Below are 17,878 nucleotides of genomic sequence, written 5' to 3'. Positions count from 1 at the left end.
GCTATCATCCTGGAAACTCTGCATAAAAATTTTCCAATTGGCTAACGATATCTCTGTTGGGAATGAATCTGGTGGTGATTTCGTTTGAATTATAATCTTCTAAGGGCGAAAGAAGTGTTTTTTATCATGGTCCTGTCGACGGGGCTATTTAATCATGTGATTCTGATTCCGATGCTGTTGGAAGCAGCAGCTAGGGATGCATGGTTAAGTGTTTTGGCTTCTGTCTTTCCCTTTTTATTTTTTATCTGGATGATTTATTACATTACAAAAAATACCGAGCAGGAAAAGATAACCAACTGGCTTAAAAACCGTTATGGAAAGTTTTTAGCCGCCCTGTTTGTGCTGCCATTATTGTTAATTCTTTTTATACATGCTTCAATTACATTCTTGGATACGTCTTATTGGGCAGAGATTTATTTTCTTCCCACTACTCCCAGTTTTCTTATTTCTGCGGTAGTGCTTACATCATGTTACTGGCTTTCTACCAGGACTTTAAAGGTACTTGCCATCATGGCAACCATTGTTTTGCCATTGGTTGTAATGCTGGGGTTCTTTATTATGAGTGTAAATACTACGCAAAAAGACATTGAATACTTGTTTCCATTATTTCTGAATGGATATGTTCCTTTTTTAAAAGGGATCTTCTATTCATTATCTGGTCTTACCGAAATCTTTGTGATCATTTTGATTCAGCATCATCTTACGCAAAAAATTAAATTCAAAGACATATTTTTGTTAGGCTTTGTGTTAATTGGTTTAACCGTTGGCCCCTTGTCGGCAGCTATTATGGAATTCGGTCCTGTTGAAGCCAGAAATTTTGCCTTTCCGGCTTATGAAGAATGGAAGCTTTTGAAAATAGGCGAGTTCATCTCCCGCTTGGATTTCCTTGCCATGTTTCAGTGGGTAAGCGGAGCTTTCTTCCGTATTGGGTTGTTCATGTATATCATCAGCCAATATCTAAATAAACGGAAAAATAAATTTTTCCTGCCTGTTTTATATTTGATGATCTATGGTACTACCTTTCTGAAGCTGGACACGTATGACATCAATAGATTCTTGTACATTTACTTCCTTCCTTTTTGCTTAATTTTAGTTGTTTCTTTTACGTCTGTATTAACCATTTTTGTCTTTTTATCAAAGAGAAAGGAGAATAAGCCTCATGAAAAGTCATAATCTGATTAACCAACTAAAGGATGAATTCTTAAATTGTGACGACTTAGTTTTCACTCAAAAGAGGTTCACACATTTCTCCCTTGAATTCTCTTATTTCGCAAGTCTTGTCGATGTAAATTTTATTGACCAGGTAATATTACCAAAGTTGAAAAACGCTGAAGGCAAAGTTAAGGATTTTACAAATTTTATAAAGGACGATTTTCTCGTCAAAGATCTGTCTGATTCACCCCTTGCTGAAATACAATTGCAACTTCTCTCTGGAAGCCTTCTTATTTTTTTGGAAAAAACCATACTGGCTATCAGTGTCACAAAAATTCCTGCAAGGACCCCGGAAGAATCTTCTATCGAACCATCCGTTCAGGGCCCTAGAGACGGCTTTATAGAAGATTTGAATACAAACCTGGCATTGATCAGAAAGCGATTTAAATCAAATCAATTAAAAGTGGAAAAATTTGTAATAGGCAAAAGAAGCAATGTGAACATGGCGCTAATTTATATTGATGACATTATAAATAAGCAGTTATTGAATGATATGAAAAACAAGATCCAAAATCTTGATTTGGATATAGTGACAAGTCTGCAACAAATAGAGAAATTACTAGCAGATCAACCAAGGTCAATAATGACAACATCTGATAATAGTGGCAGACCTGATTATGTCATTGAAGCTTTAAATCAGGGAAGGTATGCGCTGATGATTGATGGACAGCCTTTAGTATCAATCGCACCCGTGAATCTTACAAACTTAATAAAATCACCAGAGGATTTAAACCAAAATTATTTATATGTTTCATTTGAGAGGATGCTCCGTCTCAGTTCGCTGTTCATTTCTATCCTTTTGCCCGGTTTTTGGGTTGCTCTGACCACCCATAATATCGATCAAATCCCATTTCAATTGGTTGCCACTATCAGTGTTTCGCGCTTAGGCATCCCACTCTCTACTTCCATGGAAATGGTGATTATGCTCTTTCTATTCGAACTTTTCCATGAGGCCGGAATGAGGCTGCCACGTTCAGTCGGACAAACCGTATCGGTTCTTGGCGGCTTGATTGTCGGCGATGCAGCCATTCGTTCCGGTCTTACTTCTCCTTCCATGCTGGTTGTCGGTGGTATCGTTTTCGTGAGCGGATATACTCTTGTGAATCCCACTCTCGGAGGCGCAGCAACGTTACTAAGGATTGTCATTCTATTATTAGGCACTTTTTTCGGTATTTTCGGGATTGTCGTTGGAACACTCTTGATTATTTCTTATTTTTCCACTTTAACATCCCATGGTGTACCTTATTTGTCCTTCTCATACCCTTTTTCATTATCAAAAATGGGAGTATCTTTTTTCAAAATGCCATGGAATATGCTGGCCAGAAGAGATGCTTCCTTAAGGTCAAATGATCCAACCCGACAGGAGGATTAGAATGAGGCATTTAAAGAAAATTGCACTATTGCTGTTGATCCCCATTTTAACCAGCTGCGGCGCTGGCCAAAATATCCAGGATTTCACCTATGTAGTTGCCATCGGGATTGACTACGATAAAGAGAAAAAGGACTACGTTATTTATACAATGGCCCTGGATTTTTCAGGTGTGGCCAAACCAGAAAGCGCAAAACCAACAGGGCCCTCTCCCGTTTGGATCGGGAAAAGCTCCGGCAAAACCTTGAGTGAAGCCCGTGCAAAATTACAGAGAAGTTCCCAGCCGCAATTATATTTGCGACATGTAAGGACTATTTTGTTATCTGAAGAGGTACTTCAATCAAGATTTTTAAAAGTCACTCAAGAACTTGGCAGGCTGGATTTTTTTCGTCAAACCAATTTCATCCTTGGTACAAAGGAATCTATTCCAGATATATTCACGACCCATGGGTTATTCTTTTATCCTCCACTTTACACGATTCTCCTAAAACCCAGAAAAGAGGATACCGAAAGCCTTCTCAAGCACTTTACATACAGGGAATTTATTTCTCAGTTCTATGAACCAGTGGGAGCATCTTATGTACCGTCCATTGGACTTGACGATAAATGGAGTGAAAATAAGTCTCCCTATAAAGATTTAACCTTTAATGGTGCTTATTTTTATGAAAACCAGACTTATCAGGGTTATAAATCTGTTGATAAAATCAAAGGGATCAGATGGAGAGAACATGCACCTATGAAGAATACCTACATCCTCGGTGAAAAAGAAAACCCGCATACTGTCGTGAAAGTGAAAACTTCTAGAATGGATATTCAATTAGTCCAGCAAAAAGATAAACCAATTTTTGATGTTTCAGTTAAAGGAGAAGCAGATATACTTGAAAGCATTCAAAATGTGTCAGAAGCGAAAATAAAAGAGGACATAGAAGAACTCATTCATGAGGAAATAAATCAGAGCTTTCAGGAAGGCTTGACTATTAATTCGGACGTGCTCCGCCTGGGCATCGAATGGTTCAGACTTCACAAAGGCTCCTACCTGGATTATATAAAAAAGAGCAATCCAAATACGCTTTATCTTGACGAGAACTCTCTTAGGAATATTAAAGTCACAATAAATTTGCATTCCAGCTATAATTATAAATTAAAAACCCGGTCAAACATCTGGGATCAAAAATCGATTTACTCCAAATAATGGACAAAGGGCAGTTCTGGGCAATGAACTGCCCTGGGTTTTTAAGGTTGGTTTAAGATTACTTATGTCAGATGGAAAAAGCTGAAATCATGGCAGCATATTTCAGAAGTACGATTCATATTCCCCTTTCCTGTCACCCCACATCTTTTATTTCTCTAACCAGGTCAACATGATAGCCGAGAAATCTAACTTCATTTAAAACAAAAAAAATAAAGCCCTCCAGCTTAGAAGAGCTTCAGTTCCATACAAACAATATGGCAATGGTATTATAACTGCATAAATCCCCATTACGATATTAGTTCAATAAAAGTTCGATTGCGACAATCGTTCCTTTCCCTTCTTCACTGGAAAAATCGATTTTCCCATTATGGTCATGAACGATTTTCAAACTGCGCATTAATCCCAGGCCTGTCCCTTTTTCTTTGGTGGAATAGTAAGGCTCGCAAAGATGTTTTAACCGTTCAGGACTGATTCCCTTTCCTGTATCGATGACACTTATCAGGACTTTTTCACCCATACATTCTAGTTTGACCATTAGGCTTCCGCCGTAGGGCATGGCCTCAATCGAGTTTTTAAACAGATTGATAAACAGAAGCTTTAAGTGTGGCTCAATGCACTTCACAAGTATATCCTTGTTACAATTGTTTTCTATACGAGTCTCGATATTGTGATCCTCAATTTCCAGCTTCAGTGAATTCAGTGAATATTGAATGATGCGCCCGAGGTCTGCAACGGTCCAGTTGGATTCCTTTGAATATGAAAGTTCGATGAATTCGTTCGTGAACCTATTGATTTGCTCCAATTCCATTTTCATGACAGGAAGGTAATCAAAAATCTTATTCTCATCCTGGCCCTCTTCCGCGAATTTCAGAAGTCCCATAATGCTCGTTAGAGGGTTACGTATTTCATGAACCACTCCAGAAGCCAGCCTGCCAATCAGTGCCAGCTTTTGCGATTGCTGCATGATTTGATCCATTTCCTTTTTTTCTGTAATATCATGGAAAGTAGATAGGACGTATTCTATTTTGTTGCTGCTGCCCGCTTCAAATATTGCTCTGGTGTCAACAAGAATCCACCTTTTTTCGTTCTTCATAGGATTGAATACAAACATCTCAACATTACTGAATTCTTCACCAGTCGCTAACGTTTTCATTGCAGGATGTTCCTCGCCGTTGAATGGCTCCCCTGAAGCATCTTCAGCATCCCATTCAGCATTCAGAGAAGTCATATTGGCTAGCGAATGTTCGTCATATCCCAATATTGCGCAAGCATTTTTATTAGCATAGACTATCATCCCGTTTGTGTCCTGGAGAATCATGCCGCTCGTCAAGGCTTCATAAATCCTCTTATGGTGCTCCTCAAGGTTTTTCTTTTCTGTTATGTCACGAGTTACTCCGACAACCTCTTTTATCACGTTGTTATGTAATAAGATCGGTGACAATACACTGTGAAAATAATGGGTTTTACCATTTATCTCTAAATCCCATTCGAATTCTGTATTTATTCCTGAAAATGCCTTTCTGACTTCATCTTGCTGGATACTTGAATAGTTAAATAGATCATGTATGGATTTTCCTTCGAAGGCTTCCATTGTAAAATCATTCGTTTTAATCCATTTCCCATGAACACTGGTGATTTTGAGAGAACGGTCAATCGTTATGACAATGTCTTGCATCGAGGAAACAAGTGCTTTATACTTTTCCCTGCTTTTTTCCAACTCTTTAAATGAGAGGATCTTATCAGTAATATCAACACCAGTCGCTAAAACAAATTGTAAGTTCCCTTCATTATCTTCGACAGTTTTACTTTTCCATTTGATAAATCTTTTTTCGCCATTTTTCATTCTCCAGAAATTTTCGTACACGGTTGGAATTTTTCCTGATAAATAATTATTCACAACAAACTGTTTTTCTGGATTTTCAATAAAAACGTCCCAAAACTTTTTGTATTGTACTTCCTCCAGGCTATATCCTGAAACTTGTTCTGTGTATTGGTTCCACTTATTAATTCGTCCATCTTGATCTAAAATCAATATAAAAGACTGAATTGTATTCATCACGGTACGTAAGTAGTTGTTTTCTACTTCGAGTGCATCGTGATGACAGTGACGGGTTGAAAATTCTTTTAACATACAATAAATGAATTGTTGATTGCCAATATTCAATATTGATGCATTGACTTCTACTGTAATCATATTTTCATTTCGATCAGGAAGGTCTAATACAGTTGATATTTTGCCATCTTTAACGAGAAGCTCTTTTACAGTCTTTAGCACTTCAGGGGCTAAATGATTATATAGAGACAAAACCTCTTTTGACAGTAACTCTTCTTTGGAATAATTCAATAAAGCACATGCGGCGTCATTCACTTCATAAATTCGATATTCCCTTAAGTTTTCATCAGCTTTTTCGAATATAATTACGGGGAATGTTAGGTTTTTAAACATATGCTCAAAAAGTGATGGCTCATTCACTACTGTTTTCATGTAACACCTCCTGTATCTAATACATTTATTTTAATAATTGCTTTACTGGACGTCCACTATCCAGTTCAGGAGAATTGGATTTTATTTTTTACAAATGAATGAGTAATAATGCGTATAGTTTTTTCTTTACCGACCACTTCATCTATTTACATATTGGAATCAAAAACGGCTATTCAGCACATTCTAAAAAAAACATGTTCAGGGAGGATTCACCATGCCGGATAAAGTACCTATAACATCTTCCGAACTAGGATCGTTATGGCTTACCTATCAAGAAAAAACAATGATTTTAAGGATGTTGGAATACTTTATAGAGAAAGCCGATGATGAAAAAGCAAAGAAAATCATGACTAGCATGTATAGTGAATTAGAGGGGTTTATAAGTAAAATCGTTGCCATTTATGAAGAGGAAGGCGCTGTCACTCCCACTGGCTTTACATCACAGGACGTGTATAAGGATGTCCCAAAGTTATATGATAACGGCTTTGACATCATGTTCGTCCGGTTGTTAAAGGAAATCAGCATGGGACTCCATGCTTTGAACATATCAATGACGTTCAGGGAAGATATCAATATCCTGTTTGCGGATTTGACAGCACTTACCCAGAAGTATTTCATGCAATCCTCTCAGTATCTGCTTGAGAACGGGCTTCTTGTCAGGAGCCCATTCGTAACAATGCCAAAATCAGTGGAATTTGTTAAAGATAACGATTATTTAAGCGCAAGCAGCATCAATCCATTCACTCAGAAAAGGACCTTCAATACTGTCGAGGTAGCGCATATTCATAAAGGGATTGAATCAAACCTAACAGGACTGCAAATGATATTAGGTTTTGCCCAGTCCGCTAAAGACAAGGAGGTCAAAAAATACTTTTTTGAGGGAGCTGAGCTGGCTAAAGGAATCGTGAAAGAATTGAGTGAGCTAATGATCCAGGAGAATCTCCCGGTCCCGCAAACTGCTGGTGGAAATGCGACAAAATCTACAGAAGCTGCTTTTTCAGATAAATTAATGATGTATTGTACAAGTCTGTTTTGCAGCTTCTCGTTGGGAAGTAACTCTCTCGGAACAGCTTTTAGTTTACGGAATGATTTGCCTGCAAAGATGACTATTTTTACAAAGGATGTTTTTGAGTACGCCCATAAAGGCGCGAAAATCATGATTAAAAATGGCTGGATGGAAGAACCGCCACAAATGATTACACGCAAATAAATAAATAAAAAATGCTGAAGAGGCTGAAACACCTCTTCAGCATTTTTCCCCTTGCAAAGGTAACCTTCTCTTTACCATTACATAAATTCTGAATGAATGAAGCCTTCCTGAATGCCTTTCCTCAAAAAAGGACTCGGTTCACCTACACTGAAAAGCTGTAAATTATGCATCGCCCTGGTGCAGGCAGTATAAAATATCCTGCGCAAACTCTCTTCACTATAGACTTCCGCCGATGCATCATAAATAATGACAGCGTCGAATTCAATTCCCTTGGATAGATAAGAAGGGATGACGACTACTCCTTGCTCATATTCTATCGCCCCACTCTTGATGTGTTTAATTCCTTCAATTACGGAAAGCGACTTAAAGGCCCTTAAACTTTCCTCAGCAGATTTGCAGATGATAGCAATACTGCGATATCCATTACTTCGCAAATCATTGACCTTGGAGACAATGCACCTGTGCAGTTCTGTGTGCTCAGCCAATTGAGTCAGGACTGGACGTTCACCGTCACGTTCAAAAGGAATGATTCTTTCGCCATTTGGCACAAGCCTTCGAGTAAACTCAATAATCGGTTTTGTCGATCGGTAGCTTCGCGCCATATTGATCACTTCTGTATCTTCAGATCCGTACAGACCAGTCAATCTATGGAAATCAACCGTTTCACTGGCATGTGCGAAGATCGCCTGATTAAAGTCACCTAACACAGTCATCCTTGCAGCTGGGAACAGCCGCTTTAAAAATTCGAATTGAAAAGCTGAATAATCCTGAGCTTCATCCACCACAATGTGTCTTATCGAACTGTTCGTCTGAAAACCAAATATTATCTCTTTTAAAAATAAAAATGGTGTGGCGTCCTCATAATAGAGTTTTCCTTCGTCAAGCATGTTTACAGTTAATACGCAAAGGTCCGGCCACTCCATGGGTACCCTCCCTGCATACAACTGGTTGATCTTTGTGTGATCGGTAAATAGCTGCCTGTATATTCCCTTGATGTTAACAAAGCGGTAAGCCTTAATCCGCTTTCGTATTGGTTGAAACTTCCGTCGAACAATCAAACGCGCCAAGGCTTCGTCCTCGATCTCATAATCGTGAATGGATTCCCCTTTATATCCCTTCTTTTCAGCTAAATAGGTATAGGCCTTATGATACTCTTCATCACTAAGCAGCTCTATTTCCTCTTGGACCCAAGGCTCAGTCACTTCAAGCTTCTCGGCCTTAGCAATTTGCTTCAGCAGCCAATCCTTCACTTTTTCCAGGCGGCTATGGAACTTCGAAGAATCCTCACCATGATAAAATCTGTCCGCTATTTGCTGGGATGTAACAAGTGGCTCACCTCTAAAATTGATGTTATTGAAAACCATTCCAGATACCTCAAGCGATTTCCTGTAGGATTGAATCGCTTCAAAAAAATCGGCAGAAGCCTTAAATCGAATTCCAGCAATTCTAGTATTGTAATAATGGGTATTCGTTGCAGTTAAAACATACTCTAATTGCTCATATGGGTTTTCAACTTCAAATTCCTTACTCAAGCGATGATCCAGGTATTCCTGGAATGTTGCCTGCTGCATATTCTCTTCTCCAAGTTCAGGAAGAACATTGGATACATAACTGCTGAACATTTTGTTCGGAGAAAACAGGATAATTTGATCAGCATTTAGATGGTCGCGGTATTTGTACAGCAAATAAGCAATACGCTGCATCGCAGCTGAAGTTTTTCCACTTCCAGCAGCACCATGGACGATGAGCAGTCTGCCTCGGTCATGCCGGATGATTTTATTTTGCTCTTGTTGAATCGTCGCAACTATATTATGCATATGGTTATCAGTGCCTTTTCCTAGCACCTGCTGGAGAATCTCGTCACCAATCGTCAGGCTCGTATCGAACATAGATTGCAGAACGTCTCCGCGTATCAGGTACTGCCACTTTTTCTCCAAACTGCCATGGATTGGACCACCGGGTGTTCGATACATTGCCGCGCCAGGCTGGTAATCGTAGTAAACACTGGAGATTGGAGCTCTCCAGTCATAAATCAGGAACTCTTCGCCTGCAGCATCAACGAGTGAGGAGATCCCAATATAGATTTGATCCGGAACAGAAGTACCTTCTTCGGTAAAATCAATCCGGCCGAAATATGGAATTTCCTGCATACGTCGTAGTGTAGCCAGTCGCTTGGATGAATGACGATGGGTACTTTGACTGACAGAAAGGGCTTGTGCCTCCTGCCTCAAACCGATGATAGTTTCAAGGAAATCATCAAAAGTGTCCGTATTCACTTTGACCTCATCCCAGAAGTGTTTACGGATATGAACAACCTCGTTTTTCAGCCTGGAAGTTTCTTTTTCCATTTTGCCGATTTCATTTCGAATCGTCTCCATTACCCCGTTCAATCGCTTTTGCTCCCGCCGAAGTTCCATACTCATAGCAACACCCCTAAATTTTTTTAATAAAAGAGTTGACTAACTAATCGAATGCATTGTATAATTAAAATAGGGATAATTATATCCGTTTCAATTAAAACGGTGCATATCTATATAAATTTATCACAGGATCCATCTTTTTTCAATGTAATTCTGTGGTTCAGATACTTGAAAAGAGCAGTCATTTACGTTTGAGTACGTAAATGGCTGCTCTTTTTTTGTAGCTGTTCCCCTTCTAACAAAATAACCAACACATATTTGACAGCTTATGCTCCTACAACTTCAAACCTGTCAAAATAACGATGGTTTCTTGACAACCTTTCGCCCTACACCTGCAAACCTGTCAAAATAACCTCGGATTCTTGACAACTTTACACTTTACACCTGCAAACCTGTCAAGATAACCTCTGATTCTTGACAGCTTTTCACTCTACACCTGCAAACCTGTCAAGATTACCTCGGATTCTTGACAACTTTACACTCTACACCTGGAAACCTGTCAAAATAACCTCGGATTCTTGACAACTTTTCACTCCACACCTGCAAACCTGTCAAGATAACCTCGGATTCTTGACAACTTTACACTCTTCAACTACAAACCTGTCAAAATAACGATGGTTTCTTGACAACTTTTCACTCTTCACCTGCAAACCTGTCAAAATAACGATGGTTTCTTGACAGCTTTACACTCATCACCTGCACTTCTGTCAAAAAAACCTCGGATTCTTGACAACATTTCACTCTTCACCTGCAAACCTGTCAAAATAACCTCGGATTTTTGACAACATTTCACTCTTCACCTGCAAACCTGTCAAAATAACGAAAGCCTATCACCACTTATCTAACCAATTCCAGTTGAATGCTTAAATACATCTCACGCACAACTTAAACTGTAAGTTAGTGAATCTTTTTAGCCACATTATCTATTACCGTTCCTACCTTCGCATTCCCATGATACCTGACATACATGACGGAGTCCCCTCGTGAAGCAAATACCTCTTTCGTACCTTTCTCGACATGGACAATCAATAGATCTAAGTCGGGATGGTTCTTCTTCCGATACTCGTCCTGGCTGTTTTCATATTTGTATCGTTTGATCAAGTCAGAAACCAGATTATCCGCCATGCCTGGAAATGTCAGCTTGTAGAACTGTGTATGGATTGCCGGAGAATAGTCACCACTCCCATCATTCCATTGCTTACCCGGCACCTGGCCGGACTCATCTGTTTCGTATTGCACTGGTGCAAGCGGACTCCATTTATAAGAGTAACGGTTTCCCCAATCAACATTGTCACTCATATAAACAATTTCAGAACGAACCAATTCGGGATTCTGCTCTACTTCTGCCAATCTGACAATCGGCAAATCCTCACTTGTTTCGGGCAAGGTTTTTGTATCCATTTTCACCAGCTGCATGAAGGGAATAACCGCACTCGCACCAGCTAACACTGTAAACAGAAAAGCTGCAGCTGTGTGAATGAGGTGATGTTTCTTCCAAGGTGCTCGATGGTCAATCGGTTTACCTTCAACTAGTCTTTTACGCAAAGCACGGATTGATAGAGCTGCAACAAGTGAATGATAGGCCATATAAGCAATAAGAAGCGTAAAAATAGTCAGCTGGATGGCTGCTCCATCCACGATTACATAAGTAGGAATACCATCGAGAAACCAAATGGAAGTCATCATGCCAATCATCAACATTAATACAACAATCACGGCTCCGGCATTAAACGCCAATTTTTTATCCAGTTTCTTTAATTTATAAGACTGTTCAGCGGGATCGGCATGAAGTTCTGGAGCTTCAAGCGCTTCAGGTGATGAAAAGACGTGAAAATTCCCGTAACTGGTGACAATATCCCAGCCACTCTCGGCATAGGTCTCAATTTGTTCAGTGGAGATTGTCTTTTTCTCAGTTACATCAATTCTATATCTCATCTTCCGCGGTTCACCTTTTTCAAACCTGGCAAAATGAATGCCCATCTTTTTCAAGAATAGCCCCTGCGCAGCCATATCTGCAAACCAGCTTTCATGCTCTCCAATTCTCCAATAATCACTTGGGCGGAGCTTATAGACCGGTTTATTCATTCTCCTCACTCTCCCCTAGGATCCAACTATCCTGGATCAGTTCTTATAACCGATCATACTCGATTCTAAATGCTTGTTTTCCTTCCCATGTGATTTCATAAGTATTTCTTCGACCATCATTTTCAGCCAAAGCAATTAGACCGTCCTTCTGCATTCTCGAAAGTACTCCGTAAAGTGTCCCTGGTCCCATATTCACTCGGCCTTAAGACTTCTATGTAATACCATGAATAAGCTGTAGCCGTGATTGGGACGCATTAAAGCTACATAATACATCGTCATCGGCCCTCCGGAGTATGCCATTGCTTACACCATACTAAGTAAGACGATATCCTATAAAATAATAGTACAGCAAAATTTTCCAGCAACATATAAAAAATAAGCACAGGAAATCTCCCAATGCTTCTAAGTGGTCAGGTATGATGTAAAATAACCCCAGAAAAACAGCCTTTCAATACTTCCTTTCCATTCTGGTTCACACAAGCAAAAGTCGCGAGAATGGCTGTACGCTGATTTGCCTGCTTTTCATATTGCTCGATTTTCACCTCACAGACAATCGTATCGCCGGTAAAAACGGGACGGATGAATTCAAAGTCCATATTCCTTGCGAGGACATTGTGATCCCCGCCCACTTTGGTTGGCAGGGTGGCCGTCAACAGACCTTGTACAACAACCCTTCCCTGTTCATCTGGTGTCAGATGGTGGATCCCTTCGTCACCAGAAATCTCTGTGAGAAGTTCCACCTCTCTTTTGGTAAAAGTGCGTTCAAAAACAATACAATCCCCAACATTCAATGACACGGAAATATCTCCCTCCCCTGAATATCACAATAATAACAGTCAGTATTCACCTGAAGTATAAAATGAGTTCCTGACATTTTTAATTATTCATTATTAGTTTTCGAGATAAACCAATCATGAAACCATAAATAATGAAGACTAAACTTTACTTATTTTCCCTTCGCTTTATCAAGGGAAATATGTTAATATTTAGAGAACATTCGGAATCTTCAAAAACCTCTAGGAGCCCTAATTCTCCATCTCTCCACCACACGCTTATTTAAGTACTTAATCAAAATCATTTCTTTATTATTTATCAACTTGCTTTCTCTTAATGCTAAACCATAAGCTTTAAGAATTCAAACGTGAGGAGACAAGAAATGTCAAAAGAAGAGTTCGAATTTATAGGCAGGAAAATATTTGAAAACCGTGACAAGCTAGCAATAATTTTTAGTGAAAATATCCTTAAATTTACCACTGAGCATTTTGAAAAGTTTAAAATGCCAGAGTCGGAATACTTGAAGTATCGATCTCAACTAATAGGATATTTTGGCGAAGCACTTTATAAAAATCAAGAAGAGGTTTATAAATCTGTAGGTAAATGGGCGAGGGAAGTAGCGAACCAAACCATTCGATATGGCGTTTCTTTAACCCAGGCACTAAGAATCATCTCCCTTTTCCGTCTGGTCATTTGGGAAATATTCACCGAGGAATTAGAGCAAAATCGAATTTCCTGTACCACGATGGTCCAGATAGCTGACCGATTCGACAAACTGATTGATTCAATCTTTAAAATCACGGGAGATGTTCACGAAAAGCATAACAACGAACGGATGAAATCAGCCTTCACAGAACTAAAGGAACTTTCTGTCCCGGTTGTTCCCATTGCTTCTGGAATTGCTGTCTTGCCAGTGATTGGATCCATTGATAACGATCGGGCAAAAATGATTATGCAGGTTTCATTGAATGAAGCGATGAGGCTAAAACTGAAATATTTTATAGTAGACCTTTCAGGAGTTACAATCATTGACAGTGTTGTTGCGAACTCCCTTTTTCAAATCGTAAAAACGTTACAACTAGTTGGGGTGGAAATTATTATTACAGGGATTCGCCCTGCAATTGCACAAACGATTACACGTATAGGATTGGATTTTAATATAACAAAGATTAGCAGTTCTCTAGAAAAAGCGTTATTAGATCTAGGCTTCAAACAGGTTGCTGCCTTCTAGAATAAAGAAAAATTCTAATCTTGATAGGCATGGCACGTCCCTTACCATTTTAAAAGTCCATGAATTCAGATTGCAAGTCACTCTGTAGATTTGCAATGGATTACTTACTTTTTATCCTGCTAACTCAAAAAAGAGCACATTTTAAAGTGAGTTCAAAATGTGCTCTATTTCTAATTAAGTAATTACATATCTAAATCTGTAAAAGCATAAGCCAACTCTTAGGTTTCTGGTTAATCATTCATCAAATAGACCGGCATTACAGGTCAAAAGAATTCAACCATTACTTGGCTGCAAATGATTGAGGATTTATCAAATAAGAGTTACCTGCATCCAAGAACAACGAGATTTTACCCCCGTGCACCCATTATCGATTATATGAGCACAATTTCCCCCGCAAAACGCCTAACATCTTCATTAACTGCTCGTACTCTGCATACTCAATATTGCAAAGCTTCAACTCTGTGGCGATTTTTTGCACGATTTCTTCTTTATGTTCTTTGGCTTTTGGGAGAAGACTTATGGAAACCTTCCTTTCATCCTCAGTCGAACGCTCCCTCTTCAGCCACCCATTGGCTTCCATCCTTTTGATCATTGGAGTCAATGTGCCTGTGCCTAGGTTCAACTTTTCACCCAGTTCCTTAACAGTAACCCCATCCTTCTCCCAAAGGGATAATAAAACCAGATATTGAGGATAGGTGAGCCCGAAGGAATCCAGGGCTTTCGTGTAAAGCTTTGTAAACTGGCTCCCTGCATCATAGACAGCAAAACACAGCTGATTTTCTAATGTTAGTAAATCCTTCAATTGACTCACCCTTTATTATGATTAAAGTAATTCACAAAGATCATTCTCGATTTTTTCAGGCTCAGTCGTTGGAGCATAACGTTTCACAACGTGTCCATCACGGTCGACGAGGAATTTAGTGAAATTCCATTTTATATCCTTCGTCAGTACCCCGCCTTTTTGTTCTTTTAGAAAAGCAAAAAGGGGATCTGTATTCGCACCATTCACATCGATTTTCGCATACATAGGAAAAGTGACACCATAATTCAGCTGGCAAAACTGAGTCGTCTCGGCAATATTGTCATACTCCTGATTATTGAACTGTCCACAAGGAAAACCCAGAATTTCCAATCCTTTTTCCTGGTATTGGTCATAAAGTTCCTGAAGGCCTTTAAATTGAGGAGTCAAACCGCATTTACTAGCAGTATTGACAATGAGCATCGGCTTCCCTTCAAAATCTCTTAAGGATTGAGTATCTCCATTTGCCTTTTTAACAGTAAAATCATATACCGTTTCCATTAACAGTTCCTCCTCGTTATAAATTAAATCGTCTACGATTTAATCGTATCAAATATATTGAGGAAAATCAAAAATCAGCTCATTAAAAAACACAGGATGATGATTCCTGCGCTTATTTGAAATATTATTGGTCACTCAGCATGTTCAAGACTTTACCTAGCTGAAAAGTGATCGATGAAATTTTCCAGGCTGCCTTCCCAAATAAAATCCGTTAATTTTTACTCATAAGGATGATTCTCTATATACTTTTTAAGGCGGCTGCAAAGCGAAATAACTTCTTCATTGTTTCCCATCGGTGCCTCTTCCCAATCGTAAACAGCATTAGATCCCCAAAATTCCTTAGGTGTGTTCGGATATCGAGCAACAAGGTGCATATGAAGGTGCGGCACTGAATCCCCCGCCACAAAAGAATAAATGTGTTCAGCAGCCTCACTTTCCATGAGTGCTTTGCTTACTTTAGCCATCATCATCCCAAACACTTTTGCTTCCTCCATATTCATCTCTCCAAGTGTAGGGACATGCCTTTTCAAGTCAATCATAATATGACCCAAATAGTTCGGATTCCCATTACGATCGATATGACCAACATACACAAAATCATCCTCATAAATTGCTATTCCCGAAGTTTGTATATTGCCGCTGTGTTTATTGCAGATAAAACAACCATCCAAAGAAATCACCCCGATTTTTTGATATTTCTAAAAGTATAATATAAACATAGTGGGAATGGTATTATTTTCTAGAAAAATACAATCGTAGCTTTGGAGAGATTTAGATTCGAAATTAACACTGGGTATACCTGGTTCGTAATAAACAAGTGCGAGATTCCCTCAAAATAGGCTGAAAATATGTATTAATCTGCTACAATAAAATAATTGCCCATTTTTGCGTAAATTAAGGATTCGATGACCAGTATTTAATCATTTATAGATTTTCATTTGTGAAAACCAGCAGTTTATTCGCTAAATGATGATAATCAACATCCATAACATGAAAAAGCAAACGAAATCCCTTTAGATCACGTTTGCTTTATGGGAAAATCCTTTTCCAACACACAATTCAATAATGCTTTCTCCACGAAAGAAAATAAGCAATCGATTGGACAAATGGAAACAGCATGACGATAATGACTGGATAATACGGAACTGTTTCAGAAATAAACGGATAAAACAGCATGAGAGCTGTCAGAACAGGAAAGGCATACCACATCATGACATAGGAAGCTCTGCAGGCTTTCGCCGTGATTTCCTGTTCTCGCTCATCAGATTCCTCAAACTCAGGCGGCAGAAAAAATGCCTTGGCAAAGGATTTATTCTTCTTTTTGCTTTTCCTAAACAAGATGGCTGAAAGGATCCCGCCGAATACCAGGGCTGCAAAAACAGGAGTTGCATTGATAGTCACAGTCCATGGCGGTTCAGGATTTTTTATCACTTCCGCAAAATCCATCTGTGCATAATAAAGAGCGATCATACCCCAACCAAACAAAACGAAGATCCCGATTGACATTAAAAATTTTTGATTCATCGTACTTCTTCCCCCTCCATAAAAAAGATCTCTTCAATTGGCAGCTTGAACGTGCGTGCAATCTTCATGGCCAGCAATAAGGACGGTATATAGCTTCCCTTTTCAAGTGCAACAATCGTCTGCCTTGTCACGTCAACCGCTTCGGCCAGATCATTTTGCGTATAATGATGTTTTGCTCTTAATTCTTTGACACGATTTGCTAACCCCATCGGCACCACCCCTCCCTACAAAGCTTGATGCAAACTTGACTTTACATTTTGTAAAGCCAACTATACATTATGGGTAAAAAAAATTAACCCTTTCTTTCCTTTATTATCCTTATTGTATAGTCTATTTTACATTTTGTAAAGTAAACTTTACATATTTTCATCCATCTATTCCTCTTCCAATAGAACCTACTAGATGGGCAGATGGCAATAAAGGAAATTAGAAACGCCCGGGAATATATCCAGGCGTTTGTGTTTGCTATTGAGTTAGATTTCACTTTTCAAAAGGCTATAAATGATCAAGTCTTCATAATGATCATGAAGATATTGCCCGGCCCTCTTGATTCCTTCCATTTTAAAACCCAATCTCTCAGGAACTCTCTGGCTTTTGACGTTATTTGCAGCACATTGAATTTCAATTCTATTCACAGAATACCTGTCGAATAATTCACGAATTAACCTCTCTAAACTGGTTGTAATGACCCCTTTTCCCTCACAGTCCTTTGAAAGAAAATAACCAATACTCGCTGTTCGATTTCCCCAATCAAATTGAACGCCAATCATTCCAACTAGTCGGGCATCATACCTGATTGCCACATCAAACCCTTGATTATTCGCCAGATTCTCGAGAAAATACTTAATTACCGGAACCATATCCTCTGCCGATTTTCTCTTATCGACCCATAATAACCATTCTCTTAAATGCTCCCTATTGTCATCAATCAGCTGAAAAATTTCCTCTGCTAGATGCTGCTGCAATAACTCAAGACTTATAGATTCGTTTACTTGAAAGCTGAACATACCCTTCCCCCTGTCCAACAAAAAATGGATGATTCTGGTTATAAATATGATAATCTATTAATGGAAATA

16 protein-coding genes are annotated in these 17,878 nt (G+C 39.0%); 5 read left to right on the top strand and 11 right to left on the bottom strand.

Features of this window, described 5'->3' with window-relative positions; translation table 11 throughout:
- The first annotated feature begins 114 nt into the window (after nt 1-114).
- From QNH36_RS11665 to QNH36_RS11655, 3 genes are read left to right on the top strand one after another with little or no spacing between them, the layout of a single operon-like run.
- Entirely contained in the window at nt 115-1,173 is a 1,059-nt protein-coding gene (locus tag QNH36_RS11665; RefSeq protein ID WP_283905405.1) for a GerAB/ArcD/ProY family transporter, read from the top strand.
- Complete coding sequence (locus QNH36_RS11660) at nt 1,160-2,584, top strand: spore germination protein (RefSeq protein WP_283905317.1); 1,425 nt, start codon at nt 1,160-1,162, stop codon at nt 2,582-2,584. Before QNH36_RS11665 ends, QNH36_RS11660 begins: the two co-directional genes overlap by 14 nt.
- Nucleotide 2,585: 1 nt before the next feature.
- Nucleotides 2,586-3,773, top strand: coding sequence for a Ger(x)C family spore germination protein (locus tag QNH36_RS11655; protein WP_186326704.1), 1,188 nt, complete (start codon nt 2,586-2,588; stop codon nt 3,771-3,773).
- A gap of 295 nt (nt 3,774-4,068) precedes the next feature.
- Here QNH36_RS11655 and QNH36_RS11650 read toward each other — a convergent pair whose 3' ends face one another.
- The gene (locus tag QNH36_RS11650; RefSeq protein ID WP_283905316.1) at nt 4,069-6,258 is read right to left on the bottom strand and encodes a PAS domain-containing protein; all 2,190 of its coding nucleotides are present in this window, start codon (nt 6,256-6,258) and stop codon (nt 4,069-4,071) included.
- Nucleotides 6,259-6,472: 214 nt separating this feature from the next.
- On the opposite strand from QNH36_RS11650, the gene QNH36_RS11645 reads away from it, so the two are divergent.
- Nucleotides 6,473-7,468 (top strand): DUF3231 family protein, encoded by a 996-nt coding sequence (locus QNH36_RS11645; protein WP_251541396.1) that lies wholly within the window; start codon nt 6,473-6,475, stop codon nt 7,466-7,468.
- 77 nt (nt 7,469-7,545) lie between these two features.
- On the opposite strand, the gene helD is transcribed toward QNH36_RS11645, so the two are convergent.
- From helD to QNH36_RS11625, 4 genes are all read right to left on the bottom strand, one after another.
- Nucleotides 7,546-9,891: an RNA polymerase recycling motor HelD gene (helD, locus tag QNH36_RS11640; protein WP_283905315.1), complete on the bottom strand. Its 2,346-nt coding sequence runs from the start codon at nt 9,889-9,891 to the stop codon at nt 7,546-7,548.
- Nucleotides 9,892-10,785: 894 nt separating this feature from the next.
- A complete protein-coding gene (locus QNH36_RS11635) occupies nt 10,786-11,973 on the bottom strand; it encodes a DUF2812 domain-containing protein (RefSeq protein WP_283905314.1) in 1,188 nt (395 codons plus the stop codon).
- 43 nt (nt 11,974-12,016) lie between these two features.
- The gene (locus tag QNH36_RS11630; RefSeq protein ID WP_260983567.1) at nt 12,017-12,127 is read right to left on the bottom strand and encodes a hypothetical protein; all 111 of its coding nucleotides are present in this window, start codon (nt 12,125-12,127) and stop codon (nt 12,017-12,019) included.
- A gap of 256 nt (nt 12,128-12,383) precedes the next feature.
- A complete protein-coding gene (locus tag QNH36_RS11625) occupies nt 12,384-12,770 on the bottom strand; it encodes an FAS1-like dehydratase domain-containing protein (protein WP_283905313.1) in 387 nt (128 codons plus the stop codon).
- Between the two features lie 359 nt (nt 12,771-13,129).
- On the opposite strand from QNH36_RS11625, the gene QNH36_RS11620 reads away from it, so the two are divergent.
- Nucleotides 13,130-13,978 carry an STAS domain-containing protein gene (locus QNH36_RS11620; RefSeq protein WP_283905312.1) on the top strand — a complete coding sequence of 283 codons (849 nt, stop codon included), beginning with the start codon at nt 13,130-13,132 and terminating at the stop codon, nt 13,976-13,978.
- A gap of 364 nt (nt 13,979-14,342) precedes the next feature.
- Here the strand turns inward: QNH36_RS11620 and QNH36_RS11615 are convergent, their stop codons facing one another.
- The 6 genes from QNH36_RS11615 to QNH36_RS11590 all read right to left on the bottom strand — a co-directional run bounded on the left by QNH36_RS11615 (nt 14,343) and on the right by QNH36_RS11590 (nt 17,809).
- Complete coding sequence (locus QNH36_RS11615) at nt 14,343-14,780, bottom strand: MarR family winged helix-turn-helix transcriptional regulator (protein WP_283905311.1); 438 nt, start codon at nt 14,778-14,780, stop codon at nt 14,343-14,345.
- Nucleotides 14,781-14,801: 21 nt separating this feature from the next.
- Nucleotides 14,802-15,278 carry a glutathione peroxidase gene (locus QNH36_RS11610; RefSeq protein WP_144475642.1) on the bottom strand — a complete coding sequence of 159 codons (477 nt, stop codon included), beginning with the start codon at nt 15,276-15,278 and terminating at the stop codon, nt 14,802-14,804.
- A gap of 218 nt (nt 15,279-15,496) precedes the next feature.
- Entirely contained in the window at nt 15,497-15,949 is a 453-nt protein-coding gene (locus QNH36_RS11605; RefSeq protein ID WP_283905310.1) for an HIT family protein, read from the bottom strand.
- 388 nt (nt 15,950-16,337) lie between these two features.
- The gene (locus tag QNH36_RS11600) at nt 16,338-16,802 is read right to left on the bottom strand and encodes a hypothetical protein (RefSeq protein WP_283905309.1); all 465 of its coding nucleotides are present in this window, start codon (nt 16,800-16,802) and stop codon (nt 16,338-16,340) included.
- Nucleotides 16,799-17,011, bottom strand: a complete 213-nt coding sequence (locus QNH36_RS11595; protein ID WP_251541407.1) for a helix-turn-helix transcriptional regulator — start codon at nt 17,009-17,011, stop codon at nt 16,799-16,801. Before QNH36_RS11595 ends, QNH36_RS11600 begins: the two co-directional genes overlap by 4 nt.
- A 264-nt stretch (nt 17,012-17,275) precedes the next feature.
- The gene (locus QNH36_RS11590) at nt 17,276-17,809 is read right to left on the bottom strand and encodes a GNAT family N-acetyltransferase (protein WP_283905308.1); all 534 of its coding nucleotides are present in this window, start codon (nt 17,807-17,809) and stop codon (nt 17,276-17,278) included.
- Nucleotides 17,810-17,878 lie beyond the last annotated feature (69 nt).

Origin of the sequence: Mesobacillus sp. AQ2 (assembly GCF_030122805.1) — a bacterium.
Lineage (GTDB): Bacteria > Bacillota > Bacilli > Bacillales > Cytobacillaceae > Mesobacillus > Mesobacillus oceanisediminis_A.
The sequence above is the reverse complement of the archived record's forward strand: the minus strand, read 5'-3'. Positions and strand labels throughout refer to the sequence as shown.